The sequence below is a fragment of the Stenotrophomonas sp. 28608_Sma genome (assembly GCF_056486185.1).
The window spans coordinates 2,894,711-2,914,188 of the sequence record NZ_CM151308.1; the positions used below are offsets into that span (position 1 = coordinate 2,894,711).

Consider the following 19,478-nt stretch of genomic DNA (forward strand, 5'->3'; position numbering starts at 1 on the left):
GCATGCGGAAGCAATCACAGTTCGCGCACTGATCATCGATATCTGATCAGACCTGCCGCACCAGGGCACTACATCGCCGGCTACAGTCCCCGTTGTTTCCGTGCCCCACGGCGCCTCGCCATGTCCGATGAAATCCCCACCCGCTTCGATCCCCTGCCCGCTGCACTGCAGACGCATCTGCAGCACCAGCGCTCGCTGATCGCTGCGCGCGTGGCCGCCGGCTTTCCGACGTTGCCGGTGCAGTGGCCGCTGGCGGCCACCATGCTGCAGCGCGTGGTCGATGCCGAGCTGATCGACCGCGACGACTGCGATGGCTGGGAAGCACTGGGCGTGGCGTTCGGTGACACCCTGGCCCAGCGCGTGCCGGGCCTGGCCTGGATGCAGGTCACCGATGCCTGGGGTATCGACGCGGTGCTGCGCTATGCCGACAGCAGCCTGCAGATCGGCGCCAGCACGCTGCTGCTCAAGCGCGTCGAGCAGGGCGAGATCATCGACATCGCCCACCTGCTGGCGTGGCTTGAGGAATTCGTCGTCACCCGTGCCGACGATTACGTCTGAAAGGCCGCCGAGCATGGCTCGGCACTACACGGGGTTGCGCGGCGTGAATCTACAGCCAGCGGCCGTCGACCACCACGCGGCGCTCCACCGGCACCCCGGCCACAGCGGCCGGGCCGTGGTCGGCACGCACCGCCACGAAAGTGGCCGGATGCCCTTCCACAAGACCGTACTGCGGCAGCCCGATCACCTGCGCGGCATGGGTGGTCACCATGTCCAGCGCCAGCATCAGGTCGGCATCGGTATGGAAGCCGGAGCGGTAGCCCAGCAGCATCGCGCGTTGCAACAGGTCGCCGTTGCCATACGGCCACCAGCAGTCGCGGATGTTGTCGTTCCCGGCGAACACGCGCACACCAGCGTCATGCAACGCGCGCAGCGGCGGGAACGGATGATCGCCCGGCGCGTTGCTCATGATCGCTACGCCGGCCGTCGCCAGCGCCTCGCCCACCTGCAGCGCGCGCGCCAGCGGCACGTCGCCCAGCGAATAGGCATGGCTGACCGCCACCCGCCCCTGCAGGCCAGCGGCCCGGGTGCGCGCGGCGATGCGCAGCAGCTGGGCCAGGCCGGTTTCGCCGGGCTCATGCAGGTGAATGTCCAGCTGCACGCCATAGCGCTCGGCCAGGCCGAACAGCAGTGCCAATTGGCCCTCGGCATCACCGTCGAGCGTGGTCGGGTCGATGCCGCCGAGCACCTCCACGCCCGCAGCAAGGGCCTGCTCAAGCACCGCTGCGGTACCAGCGCAGGACATCACCCCGGCCTGTGGGAACGCCACCAGCTGGATGCGCATGATGTCGGCACAGCGCAATGCGGCCTCGCGTACCGCTTCCAGGTGACGCAGGCCGGTGCTGCCATCGATATCGACATGGCAGCGCATTGCCACTGTGCCGAAGCCGCTGCATTGGCGGATCAGCGCCTCGGCGCGATCGACCATCGGCGCCGCAGCCGCCACTGCCGCCTTTTCCACCGCCAACCGCTCACGCAGGCTGTTCACCGGCTGATGCGGATGCCAACGGTCGCCAACGAAGCTCTTGTCCAAGTGGATGTGGCCATCCACCAACCCCGGCAGCACCGCAAAGCCCTGCAGATCGACGCTTTCCGCCCCTTCAGCCGAGCCGGTATGGCCGTTGAGCCCGCTGATGCGGCCATCACGGATGTGGAAGTGCAGCGGTGCACCGTCGCGGTCGACACCGCCGTGGATGAACTGCAGGGTCATCGGGAATTCCCGGAAAGCCAAGACTGGCGCCATCCTGCGCCTCGATAGCGCCATCGGCCAACGAAATATCTGGATGGCACGCATTCACCAGAACGATGATTCCCCCTGCGACAACCGGTCGCAGCCACGCCGTGCACACCCCTGAACGGGTAACATGGGCGCCTGTTTCCGCTGTGATGCCGCATGGGCCCGTCCGACCGCCACGATCGTCTCCGCCGCTGGCAGGCCGCGTCCCTGCTTGCCGCCGCTCCGATCGCCAGCCTGTCCGCCACTGATGCTGCGGCCGCTGCGCCGCTGCAGTCGCCGCCGGGCCAGCAGCGGATCGCCCCGGCTGCGCTGGTCGAGCGCCTGCACCAGCGCGTGCTGTCCGGGCAGAGCGCCACCGCCACGCTGGAACACTGGTGCGCAGAGCACGGCCTGGCCGAACAGGCGCGGGTGCGCGCCGTGCGCATACACGGCCAGGACAAGCCGGCCCCCGCCGACGTGCTGCAGGCGCTGGGCGTGAAGCCGGGTACCGACCTGCGCTATCGCCGCGTGCAGCTGGTCTGCGGCAGCCGCGTGCTGTCCGAGGCCGACAACTGGTACCTGCCTGGTCACCTCAGCCCGGCCATGAACCAGGTGCTGGACAGCACCGACGAACCGTTCGGTCGCGTGGTCGGCCCGCTCGGCTTCCAGCGCCAGACCCTGGCTGACCAGACGTTCTGGCCGCCGCGGGGCGAAGGCGACCGCGGCGTGATCCTGGAAGTGCGTGCCCTGCTGCGCGACCGCCAGCAGCAGCCTTTCAGCTACGTCATCGAGTCGTACCTGCAGCAGACGCTTCCGTAACGCGCCGCGGCGCCGGGCATCCGCCGGCTACGGGCCCGTGATGGCGTTGGCTGCAGGATCCACCGAGAACACGAAGCGCCCACCACGCTGGTCCCTGCCCCATGTCATCGGCGCCGTGGCCAGGCTGTAGACCGGGGCCGCCTTGTCCGTGCCGATCGCCTCGGACCAGGCACTGAAATTTTCATCGGTACGGCTTCGGATCTCGCCAACACACAGGCTGTAGCCACAGGCGAAAGACACCAGCGTGCCGTCGCTGCCGATGAGCCGGGTCGCGGCCGTCCTGTAGAGCCGGGTCAGGTCCTGCACTTCCGGGTGGCCGGCCGCATCGCGCTCGAACTGGCTGATCGCCTGCGCGAAAGCCTTGTCGGAACCCAGCAGCGCCTCGCTCTTCTGCACGGACACCGCACCCTCGCTCAGCAGCATGCGCTCGCCCTCGAGGAAGTGCCCCTCCGGTTGCGCGAGCCCAGCTGCCGCCGTCGTGGCACTCGATGCCGTTGCCGCGCGCGATGGCCCAGCGTGCTCCGCTGGCTGCGCGTGAGACTGCGCAGGCGCGGCATTGGCCACCTCCGCGGCATCCTCCACGCTGGCCGCCTGCCTGCCACTGCAACCTGCAATGGCCACCACCGCAATCACACTCCACACCCTGACATCCATGCGCATCCTCCTCCGGGTAGCGCCACAGCATGCCTCGCGCGCAGCGGCAACACGGGTGCACTGCACAAAGAAAAGCCCAGCAATGCTGGGCCTTTCGTTCGCCTGCGGAATCAGCGGAACCGGTAGTCCAGCTGCACCCAGTACTGGCGGCCATACGGGTCGTAGTTGCCGACCGGGTAGAACGGCCAGCCGCCACCGTTCTTGTCCGCCGGCGGGCGGCTGTCACGCAGGTTGTTGACGATCACACCCACCGACAGGTTCTCGCCGAACTGGCGGAACACGCTGGCGTTGTAGGTCATGTACGGCGCGATGCGGCCACTGCCATCGGTCTTCGGCAGCGAGCCGAAGCGGTTGCCGTACAGCGTGGTGGTCCAGTCACCCTGGTTCCAGGTGATGCTGCCGTTGGCCTTGCTGCGCCACTGGTAGTCATCCAGCGAATTGCGGATGTCACGCTCCGGATCATCGGAGAACTGTCGGTATTTGTGCTCCAGCACCACGGTGTAGGCCAGGCGCGTGGTGAAGCGGCCATAGCGGCCGGCATCGAAACGCCAGTTGCCCTTCAGGTCCAGACCGCGAACCGATTCGGAGGCCGCGTTGATCGGATTGATCAGCACGCGGGTCACCTGGTCCGGCTGCACCGTGGCATTGGACGGATTGCGGATCACCCGCGACAGCGCGTCCTGGCACAGCGGCGAACCGATATCGCGCGCTTCGCCGCCCAGCGTGCGGCCCAGGCGGCAATCGGCCTCATCACGCAGGATGCGGCTGGTATCGAGGCTGGTCACTTCGTTGTCGATGCGGATGTCGTAGTAGTCCGCGCTGAAATCCAGGCCGGACAGCGGCGACCAGACCACGCCGAAACCATACGACTTGGCCGATTCCGGCTGCAGCTGCGCATTGGCGCGGTTGCTGTAATCAATCGACAGGCCGTTGTAGTCGCAGTTGTCGTACGACTGGCCCGCAGTGCGGCAGCGCCAGTAATCGGTCATGCCCGGGTTGTAACCACGCGTCTCGGTTGCGAACACGTAGTTCATGTCCGGCGCCCGGAAGCTGGTGGCAGCGGTACCACGGATCAGCAGGCTCTCGATCGGCCGGAACTCGACGCCGAAGCTCCAGGTGGCCTTGCCGATGTGCTCGCCACCGGCACGGTATTGGTCATAGCGACCGGCCAGGGTGGTGGTCAGCGACTGCAGCAACGGCAATTGCAGCTCCACACCTGCAGCGTAGCGGTCACGCTCGCCACCGGCGCCCACGCCTGCACTGGTGTTCCAGAACTCGCCGCTGCCCAGGCGCGGGTCCGGTCGGTTGCGATAGCCCTGGCTGCCGGCCTCGACCACCGCTGCCAACGCCGCATCGCCCCCAGGCAGCGCGAACAGGCGGCCGTTGACGCTGGCGCTGAAGGTCTGCAGCCATGCCGCGTTACGGCTTTCCTGGTAGTCGGACAGCCCCTCGTACTCGTTCGGGGTCAACGGCTGGAACAGGCGCGCCGGATCCGGCGCATAGACCTCAACGCCGTTGCGCACACCCAGCTTCGGGCCGAGCAGGTATTCGTTGATGCCGGCCAGCAGTACCGGGCGGCGGGTGCGGTTCTCGTATCGCGAGCGGCTGTAGACCGCCTCATAGTCCCAGCCGCTGTCGCCGATCTGGCCACGTGCACCGACGTTGAACGACCACGAGTTTTCCAGGAAGCGGTTGGCATTGCGCGGCAGCCCGCCGATTTCCTCCGGCGCGAAGCGGCGGTACCAGCTTTCCAGGTTGCCGGTGGTCTGGTTGTAGAAGTAGTTGCGGGCCGAGGTCCAGGTCGGCGCACGCGTGTTGTTGTAGATCCGCGCGCTGCCCACGGCGACATCGGCAAACAGGTCGGTGGTCTCGTTGACGTGGAAGGTCAGCAGGCCATAGCCATTGAGGTTGCGCTTCTGGGTCTGCACGGTCCAGTAGCTGGCGGCGGCCTCGTTGCTGCCGCAGTACCAGCCCTGGCGAGGGTTGAAGGCGCGGAACACGCTGCCGCCATAGATGGCAGACGCCCCGTCGCAGCCAGTGACGCCCGGATCGATGTTGCGGCCGGTGGCGGCATTGCGGCGATAGGCGATCGCGGTCGCCTGCGGTGCCTTGCCGGCCGGATCATCGTCCAGCGAATCCATGAAATCGCGCTGGCGCGCGTGGATCGCCTTGCGCACATCGAACTCGAAGCCGAACAGCGCATCCCAACGCTCGCCGGAACTACCACCGACCACCTGCGCGCGCTGGTTGTCGCCGCCGCCCTGCTGGGTGCCACCGGCGCGCACGTTCACATCCACGCCCTCAAAGCGGTCCTTGAGGATGATGTTGACCACGCCGGCGATCGCATCGGAGCCGTATACCGCAGACGCACCTGCCGCCAGGACCTCGATGCGCTCGATCAGCGCACTGGGAATGTTGGCCAGGTTGACCACGTTCACCGACCCTTCGTAGGCCAGCGGGTAGTCGGCCTGGCGGCGGCCGTTGACCAGCACCAGCGTGCGGTTCGGGCCCAGCCCGCGCAGGTTGATGGTGTTGGCGGCCGGGGTGAAGGTGTTGCCAAAGTCCTCGCCCTGTACGTTGCCGGTGTTCTCGGTCAGCGCGCTCAGTGCGTCGAAGGCATTGCGGTAGCCCTGCGCATCGATCTGCTCGCGGCTGATCACCGTCACCGGCGACGGGCCCTCGACACTGGCGCGTGGAATGCGCGAGCCGGTGACCTTCACTTCCTGCAATGTGGTGGGTGCGCTTTCCTGCGCGAAGGCCGGCATCGAGACCAGCATCAGGGACGACAGTGCGAGCACCAGCGGACGCGGGCGCAGCGCCTTGTGGGAGGCGGACATGGGCTTCCTGGGGAGTTGGGCGGTTGTGGTACGGGGGCAGCGGCCTGTACGGCGCATAACGATCCCGTAACGAAAGTGTCCTGAATGGGGGGTTTCAACGGAAATGACCAGGCCTGATGGCCTTATGCCTGAACCGAATCAGACCCGCAGTGCCATCCACCACACTTTTGCAATGTTTTGAATGGTGCAGGGCTGCAGGCACGGCCATCGTGCCGGGGATGATGACCCCGTACCCCACTTCCCTCCTTCCCCCATTGCGCCCGGTGCTGCGCCGTCACCTGCTGCAGCTGCAGGCCGCACCGGTCACCCTGCGCCCTTTCCAGCGTGCCGACCTGCCGCGCTGGCGCCTGTTCGATGACCGCCGCCGGCGCGGCCGCCGCGATCCGTCCGTCATCGATGAGGAAGCGCGCTTCCTCGCCCACATGCATCGCTCACGCCTGGAACAGGACAACGACCAGCTGCTGCTGGGGGTGTTCGATGACGAGCACGGCAACGTACTGGACCAGCTGCACGTACGGCTGCAATCACTACACGCGCGCAGCGCCGAACTGCTGTCGCTGCAGCATTGGCACCCGCATGCCGACGCGGCGCTGCAGGCGCTGTGCCCGTTCCTGTTCGAGGACGTCGGCCTGCATCGCCTGTTCGTGATGCTGCCACCGGACTGCAGTGATCCGTTCGCCACCGCGCTGCGGGCCTTCGGCTTCGAGCAGGAAGGCCTGCTGCGCGACCATCATCTGGATCTGGATGGCTGGCAGGATCGCCAGCTGCTGGCGCTGACCGCACCCATGTGGCGGAGCAAGCACAGGATGCTGGACTAGCGCACCCGCTCCAGCGCGTTGCCGGCACCGGTCAGCACCGAGCAGGCGTGGTCCTGCAGCTCTTCGGCGCTGGCCTCGTTGCCGGTGCCCGCGTCCACACGGGTGGCCAGCAGGATGAAGCCCGGGACGCCCTGCACGGCGTCCCGGCCCGCCACAACCAGGCTCCACTGGCCGACGTCGTCCACGCCTGCGAGGTCGTAGGCCAGCAGATTGAGCGGATTGGCGGTCAGTTCTGCGCCCGGCAGCAGGCGTGCCTGGTACTGATGGCCGCGCAGCAGCCCCGGCAGCGGTGTCCACTGGCTGCCCAGAGCGGCAGCATGCGTGTCCAGCGCCTGCAGCACGTCGGCACGCAGGCAATCCACGTGAATATGCAGCTGATGTTGCGAGCGGCCATGCGGTGAATTCAGCGCCAGGCTGGCAACGTTGCGCGGCAGCGGTTGGCCCAGCGCCCGTTCGGTGTGGGTGCGGGCCAGCCAGGCCGCGCCGAAGTAGTTGGGTGCACCTCGCTGGTACAGGCTGCGGCTCTCGATGCCGCTGACCTTGTCCAGCGGCATCAGCAGGAACTGGTAGTCGCCGTGCGCGTCCTTGACCAGCACATCGCGGCGGTCTGCTGCCGTCTCCACCCGCAGGCAATCGCCACGCGGGCCTTCGGCGCCCTGGCAGTCACGTTCAATCAATCGCCACAATGCATCGGAATGGGCCGGCGGCGGAGGCGCGCTGGCACAGGCAGACAACAGCAGCAGGGACGACAGCAGGAAGGGGCGCAAGGACACGGCACGACTCACGGAGCAGGCGCGGCAGACAGCGCCGCGCTGCATTCTAGCCAGTGCAACGCTGCAATCAGTAGGTGCCGAACGGCACTTCAACCACGATCGGGGCGGCACCCTCGCCGGCCTGCAGGCTGTAGCGGTCCAGCGCGCCATCGTCATCGGCGTGCGGCTGGCGCTGGAAATGCAGCGGGTAGCGGCTGTCCCCCAGGCGCACGGCACTGCCGTCGGCCTCCAGCGCGGCACCTTCCGGAATCAGCAGACCGCCCAGGTCGCTGTAGGCGCCAGGTACATCGGCGAAGCTGTAGTCGGCCAGCTCGTCCACCCGCTGCATCGCATAGACGTGCGGCACATAGGGTCGTGCAGGGCTACGGCCATTGCTCAGGTCGGTCACCCAGGCCTGCGGCAGGTGGTACTCCCCGCGCAGCGCAGCGACGCCCAGCGAGGGGCTGGCCACCTGCAGGCAGCACACCGCCCGCTTGCCCTCGCGGTCGAGGATGGCGAAACGGTCGCCGCGGGTGGCCGCCTGCGGCAGCATGGCGAAGGCCAGGTTACGCTGCGCCGGCGCGTAGCCGGATTCGGTCTGCAGGTTGCGCCAGGCGCCGAATACCGGGGATTGGACCTGCTCGGGTTCCGGATCGGCAGCGGAGGCGGCAAACGCCACGCCCAGCAACGACAACATCAGGGCCGTCATTGTCTTGTCCTTGCCGCGGAAACTGCCTGCCGTCATACCGTATCCAACACCTGCGCCGGAAAGGCCCGGCCTGCCCGCTGGCGTACTGCCAGCTATTCCTCCCACTATGCAATGACCACGCTGTGCCGGCAATGACCGGGGCGCTGACGCCTTTCGCACGCTCGGTGCTATCGTTCCCGCCATCGTCCCCTGCGCAGGAGCGCTCACATGTCTGCATTCCGTCTGTCCCTGTTGCTGCCGGCCTCCGCCCTGCTGCTGTCGGCCTGCGTCAGCACCCCTGGCCCGGAAGTCAAAGGCAGTGGCCGCTGCGACGCCAGCCAGCTGGGCTGGGCGATCGGCCAGCCGGCCAACGAGCCCAACATCCGTCGCCTGTCCCGCGAGAGCGGTGCCGGCCTGGTCAACCCGATCGGCCCCAGCACCATCACCACCAAGGACATCCGCCCGGACCGCCTGCGCGTGTTCGTGGATAAGGACAACATCATCACGTCCACCCGCTGCGAGTAAGCGCGGCAGCAGGCTTTTGTAGAGTCGAGATCCTATGTTCGTGGTCAAGCCTGCTGGAAGCAGGCTTGACCCACCTTCAGCATGGCCGGATCGAAGTCCCGGCCGCTTTTGAAGACACCCCAGGCGATCCTGGCCAGCTTTCTGGCCAGGATGTTGAAGACGGCGGTGCTGGGGTGACCGCGTTTTGACAGCTCGTCGTAGAGCGGTTGCCCCCGACGACACCGCTTGAGCCCCATGGCGGCCATGTAGAGCATCTGGCGCAGCACTGGCGCGCCCTGTTTGGACAGCCGACGCCGTCCCGTTCTGCCGCCAGACTCGTTAGGCCGGGGATCCAGGCCGGTGCAGGCGATCCACGCGTTGGCGTTGGCCAACGGCCAGCGCGTCATGTAGTAGATCAGGTGAGCGGCGACGGCGGGGCCGATACCAGGGATGGTCAACAGGCGCTTGTAGAGCGTGCCATGCTCTCCATCGCGACCCAAGCGCTGCAGTTCGCTTTCCAGCTCGGACAGCGTCCCAGCCAGAGCGCAGAACAGATCTGACAGCTCCCCGGGGGCACTTTTGCTTACCCCGAAGGATTGCTCCAGGCGCGCGCGTGTCTTTACCAGCGTCTGCCGCTTGCGCAGCAAATCGTGCATCTGCTGCTGCTCGTCGGTACGCGGTACGTATTCACGCAGGCGATCGTTCTCCTTCTTCACGTACCGGGCGATCGCTTCGGCGTCCATGGCGTCCGTCTTGCCACGCGAGCCCGTCGCCCGGCCGTAGTGCTTGATCAGACGTGGATTGATCACATAGACAACGTGGCCTGCCTGGCCAGCCATCCGAGCCAACAACTCGTAGTACCGCCCCGTCGCCTCCATGCCAATCCGGCATCGCTGGGGCAAGGTGTTGAGCCACTGGGCTATGCCGGCCCGGGTGTTGGCGATCCTGTCGCCGGCCTTGCGGTCGGCCACTGCCGGTACGAACTCCTTGGAGTCCACGTCCACGCCAATATCGAGAGAATCAGACATTTGTACGGCTCCCAGCTATCTTTAAGGGGCTGGGGTGGTACCGCACCGACGTTAGCTTGCCTACATCGACGATCCCCTTTGGGGGCCGTACGATCCTTTATCGACGTTCGTGTGCGGGATGGGGATCGCTCGACTCGTCTGTCGGCTAGTATCCGCAGATGCATGCTTGACGGTCCCTCCACCCTGGCTCCTACATACCTCGTAGGAGCCGGGAGGAACATACAAGCCATGCTCGACTGGCTTTTCGCGCGGCGCATCCGAAGACCAGCCGAGCGTAGGCCCGGCTCTACAAGGTTCAGGGTTCGGTATACCCCGCGCAATCCGGCAGCGCCTGGTCGGGGTGGAATACTCCATCGCTGAAGCGGAACAGCCGCGTGTAGGTGCACGCCGGGTCCTGCTCGGTGCGCAGATCCTGCTTCTTCAACGGCCCCTTGGCCAGCGAATCCTCGAAGCGCGAAACACCGGCCGGGAACCGGGTCGCCACGGTCTGGTAGCGCAGCACCGGCATGCCCTCGGCGACCGTATCCAGCGCCAGCTTCGCCGAGAAGCCGTATTCGTCATGGCAGGCACCTGCGCGCTGCTTGATGTCCTGTTCGCTGAAACAGGCGCGGATCATCGCATTGCCCAGCCATGGCACGGTCAACACGTCGTCGTCCACCTGGATGTCGTCCTGCAGGTGGCGCACGCGTGCCAGTTGCAGCGTGGACGCGTCGGCACCTCCACCGGAGTACATGGCGCTGAACGTGACGATGCCACCCACCAGCACATTCTGGCGGGCGCGCTGCTGCGGGTCGGTCACCGGTTCATCGCTGCCCACGCCAGGTGCCAGCCGCACGATCCACGGCCACAGCGACAGCTCGCTTTCCTGCGGCACGTCGATGCTGACGTGGTAGGTGTGTGGCGTGCCCTGGCCCGGTGCCTTCTCAAGTACTTCCAGCACGGTCGGCCGGTCACCATCTTTGGCAACCGGCTGCACGCGCACGCACCAGTTGCCGTCCCGCGTGCACTCGTAGAGCCCCACCGGCCCCGTCTCACTGGCGATCAGCACCTGCCCCAACGGCTCCATCACGTTGCCCGCAGCGTCACGCTGCTGCGGCAGGATCGAGCCCTGCGCCAGCGCCAGCATCGGGGTGGCCAGCAGTGCAACGCACACGGTCGTGCGGGCAAGGACGGGGGGCATGGATGAGATTCCTGCTCGTGGAATCAAGATGGTAGCGCAGGAATAACGGAACGATCGCGACCAGCCCGGTCAACCGGAACCCAAGCGGCACACTACCTGTCAGAACGGCGCTCCCAACTACGCCCCTCCAGCAGTACGGAGAATGGCCGGGGGAGCGAAGCCGTCATCAGTTGTCGACTCGAGATTCTCACCATCCCAGCTTGCCTGAGTGATCCACTCCACAGCCTTCTCAGCGAAGTCAGCGAAAGTGGGAGCAAGAAGGTACTTGGTTTCTTCATCCGCACCAAAGGCAATCATCTGTCCTTCAGCACCGTCAATATCGGGATCGAAATCCAATCCCATGTGATTGCCGCCACCATCGTGAGTCAGCGGTATCCAACGTGCATTGGTATACATCGGCTTCACCACCCCCGCAGGACTGGACTTCATGAACTCCGCACAGTCCTCGTTCATGCCGTCGGCCTCGATCTCACGCCAACCCTGCCACTGCCGCCTGATCTCCATGGACGAGAGCATCTGAGTGCCGAACAGAAGCCCGGCCCCATCCTGCCCGTCGTGAATCATCAGCAGCTGCCTGAGCAGATCTGGCAAAGCGACTGCAAGCTGAGCTTCCAGTTCAACCAACTCGCTTTCGGAAGCTCCCGGTCGCAACTGCACTTCATCCAGACAATTTTTCTCGTGAAGCGACGCTTTGATGGACGCCCATATCTGATCCGCACTCTGCATTGGTTCTGTATCCGTTTCAGCCAAGACCTCAGCCTAGTGCGAACCCGATCAGTGATGAATGCAAGAGATCCGAATTTTCAGAGAGTGCGCCGCTAATGCCCACTACAGTCGCAGCCACCCCACCCTTTCGCCTTCGATGTCTGGCCGATGCCCGGATTGAACGTATTGCTCGGGTCCAGCTGCCTGTAGAACCCGGCCAGCGCCGGCTTGGCCGGGTACAGGTGGCCGACGTTGTGCTCGGCTGGATACTCGGCGCCACGCTGGTCCAGCAACGCCCACATCGCATGCTCGATCGCCATCGGGTCTTCGCCTTTGCGCGCGATGTAGTCCTGGTGGAACACGTGGCACAGGAAGTGCCCGTAATACAGCTTGTGCAGCAGGCGGCCATCGATATCGACCGGCAACTGCTCGAACCAGTCGGCATCATCGCGGCGCAGGGCGATGTCCAGCGCGACGATGTCCTGCACCTGGTCGCGGTGTACCTCGCGGTAGCGCACCGCGGCGCCGGCCACAGCGAAGCGATGCAGGAACGCCTTGCGCCCCTCATCGGCCGTGCAGTGGAAGTAGTCGCCCTCATGGTCGGCGAAGAAGCGGCGCAGCCAGGCCTCGGTGTCCGCGGCGTCCTGCGCGGAGACCTTCAGCAGCAGATGATGCTCGTAGCGCTGGCGGAACTCGCCCATGCGCTTGGGCAGGTGCGAGGGCAGCAGGCCGGTCAGCACCTGCATCACCCGGTCGGTCACCCCGCGCAGGCCCAACCGCTCGAACCAGCCATCGACGCGGCTCTTCAGTGCGAAGGCGGCCGGCACGCGGGCGGTGCCGAGGCGGTCGATCAGCAGGAAACTGTCCTTGCCGTAGCGCTCGCCGATGTCATAGGCATCGCGGTGGATGTATTCGCCGGCAATCGGCAAGCGTTCGAAGCCGGTCAGCAGCTGGCGCCGGATCGCGGTCAGGCTGTCGGTGCGGTTGCTGCCGATGTAGAAGACTTCGGCGGCCTCCTTCTCGAAGGTATCCAGGCGCACCGCGAATACTGCCAGCTTGCCGGCAGACCCCGCTGCCTCGAAGTGGCGGCTGGGGTCGGCATTGAAGCGTGCCGGCGTATCGGCATCGACCCGGCGCACTTCCTCGGCGTAGCGTGGATCGGAGGCGGCGCGGCCATCGCCGTCCCCAACGTCGGCAGCACGGTAGTCGCCCGCCTGCAGGCGCTGCAGGATCTGCTCGGGCGTATCGCCCAGCGCGATGCCCAGATGGTTGACCAGCTGCAGCTGGCCCTGCGCATCGACCTGCGCGTACAGTGCCAGTTCGGTATAGGCCGGGCCACGGCGCACCAGCGCGCCGCCGGAGTTGTTGCAGATGCCACCGAGTACCGACGCACCGATGCAGGACGAGCCGATCACCGAATGCGGTTCGCGGCCGAGCGGTGCCAGCGTCTGCTCCAGGCGGTCCAGCGTCGCGCCGGGCAGGCACAGCACCTGCCGGCCCTCGTTCAACAGCTGGATGCCGGTCAGGCGCAGCGTGCTGACCAGCACGATCGGACGCCCATAGTCGTTGCCATCCGGGGTCGAGCCACCGGTCAGGCCGGTGTTGGCCGCCTGCAGGATGATCGCTGCCCCCCCCTGCACCGCCGCCTGCAGAACACGCCACAGCTCCAGCAGCGTCCCCGGGCGCACCACCGCCAGCACCGGGCCGTCGCCGAAGCGGTAGCCGCGACGGAAGCGGCGCGTGGCCTTGTCGCCGGTCAGCACATGGCGGCTGCCGACCGCGTCGCGCAACTGTGCCAGCACGGCATCGTGGCCACTCATGGCAGGCTGACCAGCGAATCGCGGCCGATGTCAGCGATGCGGCGCGCACCGGTCAGTGTCATCGCCACGCGCATCTCCTTGGCGATAAGGTCCAGCAGGTTGGCCACGCCGGCCTCGCCCTGCGCGGCCAGCGCATAAACGAAGGCACGCCCCAGCAGCACGGTATCGGCACCGAGCGCCAGCATGCGCACCACGTCCAGGCCGGTACGGACGCCCGAATCGGCGAGAATCTTCAGATCGCCCTGTACCGCATCGGCAATCGCCGGCAAAGCACGCGCAGTGGACAGCACGCCATCGAGCTGGCGGCCGCCGTGGTTGGAGACCACGATGCCATCGGCGCCGAACTTGACCGCATCACGCGCGTCATCCGGATCAAGGATGCCCTTGATCACCATCGGGCCCTTCCAGAATTCGCGGATCCATTCCAGGTCCTTCCACGAAATGGAGGGATCGAAGTTGCTGCCCAGCCAGCCGATGTAATCCTCCAGCCCGGTCGGGTTGCCACGATAGGTGGAGATGTTGCCCAGATCATGCGGGCGGCCGAACAGGCCCACGTCCCACGCCCAGTGCGGGTGGGTGATGGCCTGGCCGATGCGGCGCAGCGAGGCATTCGGTCCGCTCATGCCGGAGTGAGCATCGCGGTAGCGCGCACCCGGCACCGGCATATCCACGGTGAACACCAGGGTGGTCACGCCCGCGGCCTGCGCCCGCTCCAGCGCGTTGCGCATGAAGCCACGGTCGCGCAGTACATACAGCTGGAACCACATCGGCCGCTGGATGGCCGGTGCCACTTCCTCGATCGGGCACACCGATACGGTGGACAGGGTGAACGGGATGCCTCGACTGTCGGCCGCGCGCGCCGCCTGCACCTCGCCGCGCCGGGCATACATGCCGGTCAGGCCGACCGGCGCAAGTGCCACCGGCATCGCCAGCGTTTCGCCGAACAGTTCGGTTTCCAGGCTCAGGTCGGACATGTTGCGCAGGATGCGCTGGCGCAGCGCGATGTCGGACAGGTCGGAAACGTTGCGCTTCAGCGTGTGCTCGGCATACGCGCCGCCATCGATGTAGTGGAACAGGAACGGCGGCAGCCGGCGTTGCGCTGCGGCACGGTAATCGGTGGAGGCGGAGATGATCATGGGGTCAACCGTGTGGGGAAGGTAGACGCGAGGCCCGCGCACGCCGGGCTTCGTTGTCATCGAGGGTGCGCAGCGTGGTGTGCACGAACTCGAGGTGGGCATGCGCGGCGGCGCGCGCGCGTTCGGGGTCGCCGGCAAGCACCGCGTCCATCATCTCGCGGTGCTGGTCAGACAACGGCGAGAAGGTCCTCGCCGAGGTGTAGAGCTTTTCGCGACTCTGCGAGATGTTGGTCTGCAGCAGGTCGAACAGGCCGCGCATCACCTGCAGCAGCACCAGGTTGTGCGAGGCCTCGGCGATGGACAGGTGGAAGGCCGCGTCGGCCTCGGCTTCACCGGTGGGGTCATCCTTGCCGTGCGCGTCCATCATGGTCTGGAAGGCCTGCGCGATGCGCGTACGATCCTCATCGGTGGCGCGCAACGCTGCATGCCAGGCGGTGGCACCTTCCAGCGCGTGGCGGATCTCCAGCACGTCGAAGCGGTATTCCGGGTCGCCCTGGAACAGCGGCAGGTACGGCGCCAGCGGTTCATCCAGCGCCTGCCGCGCGCGCGCCGCAGGTTCGGCTACATAGGTGCCGCCACCGACGCGTGCGGTCAGCAGGCCCTGGCTGGCCAGCTGCGCGATGGCTTCGCGCAACGCCGTGCGCGAGACCCCCAGCTGCACCGCCAGGGTGCGCTCGGCCGGCAGCCGGTCACCCGGCTGCAGCCGCTGTTCCTGCACCAGGCCGCGCAGCTGCGCGGCCACCTTGTCCGAAATACGTTGCGTGCTCATGGCGTCATTGTGGCCCGAAGCGCGCAGCGGGTGGTCGACTGACCGTGCATGGCTCAGGGAATCATCCAGGTCAGCCAGTAAGCCTGGGCCAGGGTGATCAGGCCGACCATCGTGGTGAAGATCAGGCTGTGCTTGACCGTGAAACGGAACAGGTCCGATTCCTTGCCGGCCAGGCCGACCGCCGCGCAGGCAATGGCGATCGACTGCGGCGAGATCATCTTGCCGGTCACGCCGCCAGTGGTGTTGGCCGCCACCAGCAGCACGTCGGACACGCCGATCTGCTGCGCGGTGGTCGCCTGCAGTGCCGAGAACAAGGCATTGGACGAAGTATCCGAGCCGGTCAGGAACACGCCCAACCAGCCCAGGAACGGCGAGAAGAACGGGAACGCATCACCGGTGTGCGCCAGTGCCAGCGCCAGCGTCGCCGAAAGGCCCGAGTAATTGGCGATGAAGGCGAAGGCCAGCACCATGCCGATCGAGTAGATCGGCATGCGCAGCTCACGCACGGTCTCACCGAAGGTCTGCAGCGCCGAACGGGCCGGCATGCGCAGCGCGATGATGGCGATCACAGCGGCGAGGATGATCGAGGTGCCGGTGGCCGAGAACCAGTCGAACTTGTAGATCGCCTCGTAGCTGAGCGGTGCATCCACGATCGGCGGCATCTTCTGCACCATCTGGTCCAGGCCCGGCACCGGGATCTTCAGCACCCAGCTTTCCAGCGGGCCGTCCGCCGCGAACAGCGACTTGAACGGCTTGATGCTCCACAGCGTGACCATCGCGGTGAGGATCAGGAACGGCGACCATGCCTTGGCGATCTGGCCGACGCTGTAGCGCGGCGCCTCCAGCGCCTGTGCGGCCGCCTCGGCGCTGGTTTCGGTATCGAAACGGAAGATCCGCACCGGCTTCCAGCGGCGCAGGAACAGCGTCAGGCAGACCAGCGAGGCCAGCGACGCGGTGATGTCCGGCAGCTCCGGGCCGATGAAGTTGGAGGTCAGATACTGCGCGATGGCGAACGAACCACCGGCCACCAGCACTGCCGGCCAGGTTTCCTTGATGCCGCGCCAGCCATCCATGATCGCCATGATCCAGAACAGCACGATGATCGTAAGGAACGGCAGCTGGCGCCCAGCCATCTGGCCGATCTCGAAGGCATCCAGACCGGTGACCTGCCCGGCCACGATGATCGGAATGCCCATCGCACCAAAGGCGACCGGCGCGGTGTTGACGATCAGGCACAGGCCGGCGGCATACAGCGGTTTGAAGCCCAACCCGACCAGCAGTGCCGCGGTGATCGCCACCGGTGCACCAAAACCGGCTGCACCCTCCAGGAAGGCACCGAAGGCGAAGCCGACCATCAGCATCTGCAGGCGCTGGTCCTCGGTGACCGACAGGATCGAGGCGCGGATGATGTCGAACTGCCCGGTCTTGACCGAGACTTTGTAGAGGAATACCGCGCCGATGATGATCCAGGCGATCGGCCACAGGCCGTAGACGAAGCCGAAACCGGCCGCGCCCAGCGCCTGGCTCAGCGGCATGCGGTAGAACAGCAGGGCGACGCCGAGCGCGATGGCCACGGTGATCGTGCCGGCCAGCCAGCCCTTCATGCGCAGCACGGCCAGGGCGACGAAGAAGAACGCGATCGGCAGCAGCGCGATCAGGCTGGACAACCACAGGTTGCCGGCGGGGTCGTACAGGTGTTGCCAGGGCTGCATGAAGACTCTCGACTGGGGACGGGTTCAACACCGCAGGGGTGGGCGGTCATGGGCTCCAGCATTATTGGTAGTACCAATAATGGATTTATGGAGCCACTGGACGCAGATTGAACCGCTGATTGCGCGAAGAGCCTATTAGACCATAGGGCTAGAATCAATTATTGGTACGACCATTAAGACGATTGAGACCGTGGCGCGCATCCACCACACTGGATCCTGCCCAATGTCCGGTACACGAATGACACTCGCCCCCACCCGCGACCTGCAGTCCATGCAGCAACAGGCAGCTGACTGTCTGGCCGGCTACGCTGAAGCGAACCTTCTCAATCATGCAGGCTTGGATGCGCTCATCGCCCACCTGCGCGCATATCCGGATTCGGGCGAACCCATGGCCCTGCCAGACTGGGATCAGGCAGGCTCAGAGCTTCAGATAGCGGGTCGAGGCGATCCATTGCCGCCATCTCTGTTGGGGCAGATCGCCACAGACAAGCACGAGGAGTTGAATGACCTGATCTGTTCCTGCGTTGAAGTGGGAATCGCAGATCTGTACGGCGCTACGACGGATGTTCCTGACCAGATGCTGGCCAGAGCACTGGCCATCCTGCAGCGCAACACTTCGCAGCAGACCTGACTGCTTCAACTCCGCCTTGGAATCACGATCAGATCCCCCGAAGGGACTCTGATCCCACTCCCTCAACCCCTTAGATCTTCTTCTCCAACCGCCGCATCACCGCCAGCACCAGCACGCACAGCACGCTCACCCCGATGGCGATCACGTACTTGCTGATCCCCACCGCAATCCCGATGGCCGCTGCCATGATCAGCGAGCTGGCCGTGGTCAGGCCGCTGACCTGGTCCTCGCGTGACCCACGCAGGATGGTGCCAGCGGCAACGAAGCCGACACAGGCCACCACCGCTTCGATCAGGCGCACCGGATCAACCTGCAGCAGGTCGCGGTAACGCTCTTGCTGGAAATGCTCGGCCACCGAGTCGCCGAGGCCGACGATCAACGCGGCGGCCCCTGCGATCAGCATGTGCGTACGCAGGCCAGCGGCGTGCTTGCCCATCTCGCGCTCGACGCCGAGCACGCCGCCGAACAGCATCGCTGCGGCAACGCGCAGCAGGATCGAGACATCCTGGGTGAGTTCCATGGCAAAGGCTCCGGCGGTTTTTCCCGGAGCCTTGCTCGGCGGTCGTAGGGCGGGAGTGAAGGCGATGGCACGCCTTCTTCACCGCACGCATTCCTCCACGCATGGCGTGGATCTACTGACCGCATTCGCTCACTGCGCCAGGTAGCCACCATCGATGGCGTAGTACGCGCCGGTCGCGAACGAGGCATCGTCGCTGGCCAGCCAGGCCACCAGCGCCGCCACTTCCTCGGCCGTACCCAGCCGCTTCAAGGCGTGACGGCCTTCCAGCGTGGCGCGCACCTTCGGGTCCATCTTCTCCAGCAGGGGTGTGCTGATGAAGCCCGGGCCGACCGCGTTGACACGAATGCCGTCGGCGGCATGTTCCCACGCGGCTGTCTGGGTCAGCCCGACCACGCCGTGCTTGGCCGCCGCATAAGCGGTGGAACCGGCATACCCCACCTGGCCCAGGATCGAGGCCATGTTGATGATGCTGCCGCCGGTTCCAGCGGCTCGCATTGCCCGGATCTGCGCACGCTGGCACAGGAACACGCTGGTGAGGTTGACGTCGATGACCCGCTGCCAGCCATCGATCGGATAGTCACCGCTGCTGGCGGCCGGCCCGCCGATACCGGCGTTGTTGACCGCCACATGCAGGCCGTCGAGTTCCTTGATCGTGCGCTGCACCGCCGCCTCCACGGCCGCGTCGTCTGTAACGTCCAGCGCAATGCCGATGGCCTGTGCACCGGCACTGCGCAGCTGCGTCACGGTGGCATCGACTGCATCCTGCTTCAGGTCCCAGACCGAAATACGGGCACCGGATGCGGCCAGCGTCTGCGCCACGGCCAGGCCGATACCGGACACGCCGCCGGTCACGATCGCGGTCTTGCCGGTGAGCTGGTAGTCAATCATCTGCGTTCTCCATCAGTGGGGGTATCGATGTGACCTGCAATGGCCAACCGCCCCACCCTACGCGCCCGCTCGTGATGGCCCGGCCGACATCGCGTCTACGGGTGATCGTTCCAGCCATGAAACCTCAACTCAAGTTGATGTATGGAATTGCGTACGGATATGCATGCAAAACGCTGGCGTATGTTCGGCGGCATTTTCACTTTGGCCGTAATCGTCAATCGTTTTGACCATATTGAAATCAAA

At 65.9% G+C, this 19,478-nt stretch carries 19 protein-coding genes; 5 read left to right on the plus strand and 14 right to left on the minus strand.

Annotated elements, in window-relative coordinates:
• The first annotated feature begins 120 nt into the window (after positions 1 to 120).
• Complete coding sequence (locus ACZLHH_RS13575) at positions 121 to 558, plus strand: DUF3806 domain-containing protein (protein WP_180844348.1); 438 nt, start codon at positions 121 to 123, stop codon at positions 556 to 558.
• Between the two features lie 49 nt (positions 559 to 607).
• Here the strand turns inward: ACZLHH_RS13575 and ACZLHH_RS13580 are convergent, their stop codons facing one another.
• Positions 608 to 1,768, minus strand: a complete 1,161-nt coding sequence (locus tag ACZLHH_RS13580) for an amidohydrolase family protein (protein ID WP_180844347.1) — start codon at positions 1,766 to 1,768, stop codon at positions 608 to 610.
• A 183-nt stretch (positions 1,769 to 1,951) separates the two neighbouring features.
• Here ACZLHH_RS13580 and ACZLHH_RS13585 point away from each other — a divergent pair, with 183 nt between their 5' ends.
• Positions 1,952 to 2,593 (plus strand): hypothetical protein, encoded by a 642-nt coding sequence (locus ACZLHH_RS13585; protein ID WP_180844346.1) that lies wholly within the window; start codon positions 1,952 to 1,954, stop codon positions 2,591 to 2,593.
• Positions 2,594 to 2,620: 27 nt separating this feature from the next.
• On the opposite strand, the gene ACZLHH_RS13590 is transcribed toward ACZLHH_RS13585, so the two are convergent.
• Both ACZLHH_RS13590 and ACZLHH_RS13595 read right to left on the minus strand, forming a co-directional pair.
• The gene (locus ACZLHH_RS13590) at positions 2,621 to 3,253 is read right to left on the minus strand and encodes a hypothetical protein (protein ID WP_258014048.1); all 633 of its coding nucleotides are present in this window, start codon (positions 3,251 to 3,253) and stop codon (positions 2,621 to 2,623) included.
• A 104-nt stretch (positions 3,254 to 3,357) separates the two neighbouring features.
• Complete coding sequence (locus ACZLHH_RS13595; protein WP_180844345.1) at positions 3,358 to 6,084, minus strand: TonB-dependent receptor plug domain-containing protein; 2,727 nt, start codon at positions 6,082 to 6,084, stop codon at positions 3,358 to 3,360.
• A gap of 218 nt (positions 6,085 to 6,302) precedes the next feature.
• Between ACZLHH_RS13595 and ACZLHH_RS13600 the strand changes: the two genes are divergently transcribed.
• Positions 6,303 to 6,902 carry a GNAT family N-acetyltransferase gene (locus ACZLHH_RS13600; RefSeq protein WP_071229112.1) on the plus strand — a complete coding sequence of 200 codons (600 nt, stop codon included), beginning with the start codon at positions 6,303 to 6,305 and terminating at the stop codon, positions 6,900 to 6,902.
• On the opposite strand, the gene ACZLHH_RS13605 is transcribed toward ACZLHH_RS13600, so the two are convergent.
• Together ACZLHH_RS13605 and ACZLHH_RS13610 are read right to left on the minus strand one after the other, a co-directional pair.
• The gene (locus ACZLHH_RS13605; RefSeq protein ID WP_164081234.1) at positions 6,899 to 7,675 is read right to left on the minus strand and encodes a CDP-diacylglycerol diphosphatase; all 777 of its coding nucleotides are present in this window, start codon (positions 7,673 to 7,675) and stop codon (positions 6,899 to 6,901) included. The two genes, ACZLHH_RS13600 and ACZLHH_RS13605, sit on opposite strands and share 4 nt — an antisense overlap.
• Before the next feature lie 67 nt (positions 7,676 to 7,742).
• The gene (locus ACZLHH_RS13610; protein ID WP_049463092.1) at positions 7,743 to 8,399 is read right to left on the minus strand and encodes a hypothetical protein; all 657 of its coding nucleotides are present in this window, start codon (positions 8,397 to 8,399) and stop codon (positions 7,743 to 7,745) included.
• Positions 8,400 to 8,570: 171 nt separating this feature from the next.
• On the opposite strand from ACZLHH_RS13610, the gene ACZLHH_RS13615 reads away from it, so the two are divergent.
• Positions 8,571 to 8,867: an I78 family peptidase inhibitor gene (locus ACZLHH_RS13615; RefSeq protein WP_006373100.1), complete on the plus strand. Its 297-nt coding sequence runs from the start codon at positions 8,571 to 8,573 to the stop codon at positions 8,865 to 8,867.
• 44 nt (positions 8,868 to 8,911) lie between these two features.
• On the opposite strand, the gene ACZLHH_RS13620 is transcribed toward ACZLHH_RS13615, so the two are convergent.
• From ACZLHH_RS13620 to lldP, 7 genes are all read right to left on the minus strand, one after another.
• Positions 8,912 to 9,874, minus strand: a complete 963-nt coding sequence (locus ACZLHH_RS13620) for an IS110 family transposase (RefSeq protein WP_132808894.1) — start codon at positions 9,872 to 9,874, stop codon at positions 8,912 to 8,914.
• Between the two features lie 295 nt (positions 9,875 to 10,169).
• Positions 10,170 to 11,054: a hypothetical protein gene (locus ACZLHH_RS13625; protein WP_180845435.1), complete on the minus strand. Its 885-nt coding sequence runs from the start codon at positions 11,052 to 11,054 to the stop codon at positions 10,170 to 10,172.
• Positions 11,055 to 11,171: 117 nt separating this feature from the next.
• Entirely contained in the window at positions 11,172 to 11,780 is a 609-nt protein-coding gene (locus ACZLHH_RS13630) for an SMI1/KNR4 family protein (RefSeq protein WP_071229115.1), read from the minus strand.
• 92 nt (positions 11,781 to 11,872) lie between these two features.
• Positions 11,873 to 13,579 carry a D-lactate dehydrogenase gene (gene dld / locus ACZLHH_RS13635; protein ID WP_180845434.1) on the minus strand — a complete coding sequence of 569 codons (1,707 nt, stop codon included), beginning with the start codon at positions 13,577 to 13,579 and terminating at the stop codon, positions 11,873 to 11,875.
• Positions 13,576 to 14,715, minus strand: coding sequence for an FMN-dependent L-lactate dehydrogenase LldD (lldD, locus tag ACZLHH_RS13640; protein WP_071229117.1), 1,140 nt, complete (start codon positions 14,713 to 14,715; stop codon positions 13,576 to 13,578). Before lldD ends, dld begins: the two co-directional genes overlap by 4 nt.
• Positions 14,716 to 14,719: 4 nt before the next feature.
• Positions 14,720 to 15,484 (minus strand): transcriptional regulator LldR, encoded by a 765-nt coding sequence (lldR, locus tag ACZLHH_RS13645; protein WP_049398449.1) that lies wholly within the window; start codon positions 15,482 to 15,484, stop codon positions 14,720 to 14,722.
• A 53-nt stretch (positions 15,485 to 15,537) separates the two neighbouring features.
• Entirely contained in the window at positions 15,538 to 17,196 is a 1,659-nt protein-coding gene (gene lldP, locus ACZLHH_RS13650) for an L-lactate permease (protein WP_132810342.1), read from the minus strand.
• Positions 17,197 to 17,434: 238 nt separating this feature from the next.
• On the opposite strand from lldP, the gene ACZLHH_RS13655 reads away from it, so the two are divergent.
• A complete protein-coding gene (locus ACZLHH_RS13655) occupies positions 17,435 to 17,827 on the plus strand; it encodes a hypothetical protein (RefSeq protein ID WP_049422813.1) in 393 nt (130 codons plus the stop codon).
• 70 nt (positions 17,828 to 17,897) lie between these two features.
• Here ACZLHH_RS13655 and ACZLHH_RS13660 read toward each other — a convergent pair whose 3' ends face one another.
• Positions 17,898 to 18,347, minus strand: coding sequence for an MgtC/SapB family protein (locus ACZLHH_RS13660; protein ID WP_049422814.1), 450 nt, complete (start codon positions 18,345 to 18,347; stop codon positions 17,898 to 17,900).
• A gap of 129 nt (positions 18,348 to 18,476) precedes the next feature.
• A complete protein-coding gene (locus tag ACZLHH_RS13665) occupies positions 18,477 to 19,235 on the minus strand; it encodes an SDR family NAD(P)-dependent oxidoreductase (protein ID WP_107431442.1) in 759 nt (252 codons plus the stop codon).
• Positions 19,236 to 19,478: the final 243 nt, after the last annotated feature.

Coding starts and splice junctions, on each gene's coding strand:
- lldP (WP_132810342.1), bottom strand. CDS start 17,196: ATGCAGCCCTGGCAACACCTGTACGACCCCGCCGGCAACCTGTGGTTG.
- ACZLHH_RS13655 (WP_049422813.1), top strand. CDS start 17,435: ATGACACTCGCCCCCACCCGCGACCTGCAGTCCATGCAGCAACAGGCA.
- ACZLHH_RS13610 (WP_049463092.1), bottom strand. CDS start 8,399: ATGACGGCAGGCAGTTTCCGCGGCAAGGACAAGACAATGACGGCCCTG.
- ACZLHH_RS13660 (WP_049422814.1), bottom strand. CDS start 18,347: ATGGAACTCACCCAGGATGTCTCGATCCTGCTGCGCGTTGCCGCAGCG.
- ACZLHH_RS13630 (WP_071229115.1), bottom strand. CDS start 11,780: ATGCAGAGTGCGGATCAGATATGGGCGTCCATCAAAGCGTCGCTTCAC.
- ACZLHH_RS13580 (WP_180844347.1), bottom strand. CDS start 1,768: ATGACCCTGCAGTTCATCCACGGCGGTGTCGACCGCGACGGTGCACCG.
- ACZLHH_RS13575 (WP_180844348.1), top strand. CDS start 121: ATGTCCGATGAAATCCCCACCCGCTTCGATCCCCTGCCCGCTGCACTG.
- ACZLHH_RS13615 (WP_006373100.1), top strand. CDS start 8,571: ATGTCTGCATTCCGTCTGTCCCTGTTGCTGCCGGCCTCCGCCCTGCTG.
- lldR (WP_049398449.1), bottom strand. CDS start 15,484: ATGAGCACGCAACGTATTTCGGACAAGGTGGCCGCGCAGCTGCGCGGC.
- ACZLHH_RS13600 (WP_071229112.1), top strand. CDS start 6,303: ATGATGACCCCGTACCCCACTTCCCTCCTTCCCCCATTGCGCCCGGTG.
- ACZLHH_RS13595 (WP_180844345.1), bottom strand. CDS start 6,084: ATGTCCGCCTCCCACAAGGCGCTGCGCCCGCGTCCGCTGGTGCTCGCA.
- ACZLHH_RS13665 (WP_107431442.1), bottom strand. CDS start 19,235: ATGATTGACTACCAGCTCACCGGCAAGACCGCGATCGTGACCGGCGGC.
- dld (WP_180845434.1), bottom strand. CDS start 13,579: ATGAGTGGCCACGATGCCGTGCTGGCACAGTTGCGCGACGCGGTCGGC.
- ACZLHH_RS13590 (WP_258014048.1), bottom strand. CDS start 3,253: ATGCGCATGGATGTCAGGGTGTGGAGTGTGATTGCGGTGGTGGCCATT.
- ACZLHH_RS13620 (WP_132808894.1), bottom strand. CDS start 9,874: ATGTCTGATTCTCTCGATATTGGCGTGGACGTGGACTCCAAGGAGTTC.
- ACZLHH_RS13585 (WP_180844346.1), top strand. CDS start 1,952: ATGGGCCCGTCCGACCGCCACGATCGTCTCCGCCGCTGGCAGGCCGCG.
- ACZLHH_RS13625 (WP_180845435.1), bottom strand. CDS start 11,054: ATGCCCCCCGTCCTTGCCCGCACGACCGTGTGCGTTGCACTGCTGGCC.
- lldD (WP_071229117.1), bottom strand. CDS start 14,715: ATGATCATCTCCGCCTCCACCGATTACCGTGCCGCAGCGCAACGCCGG.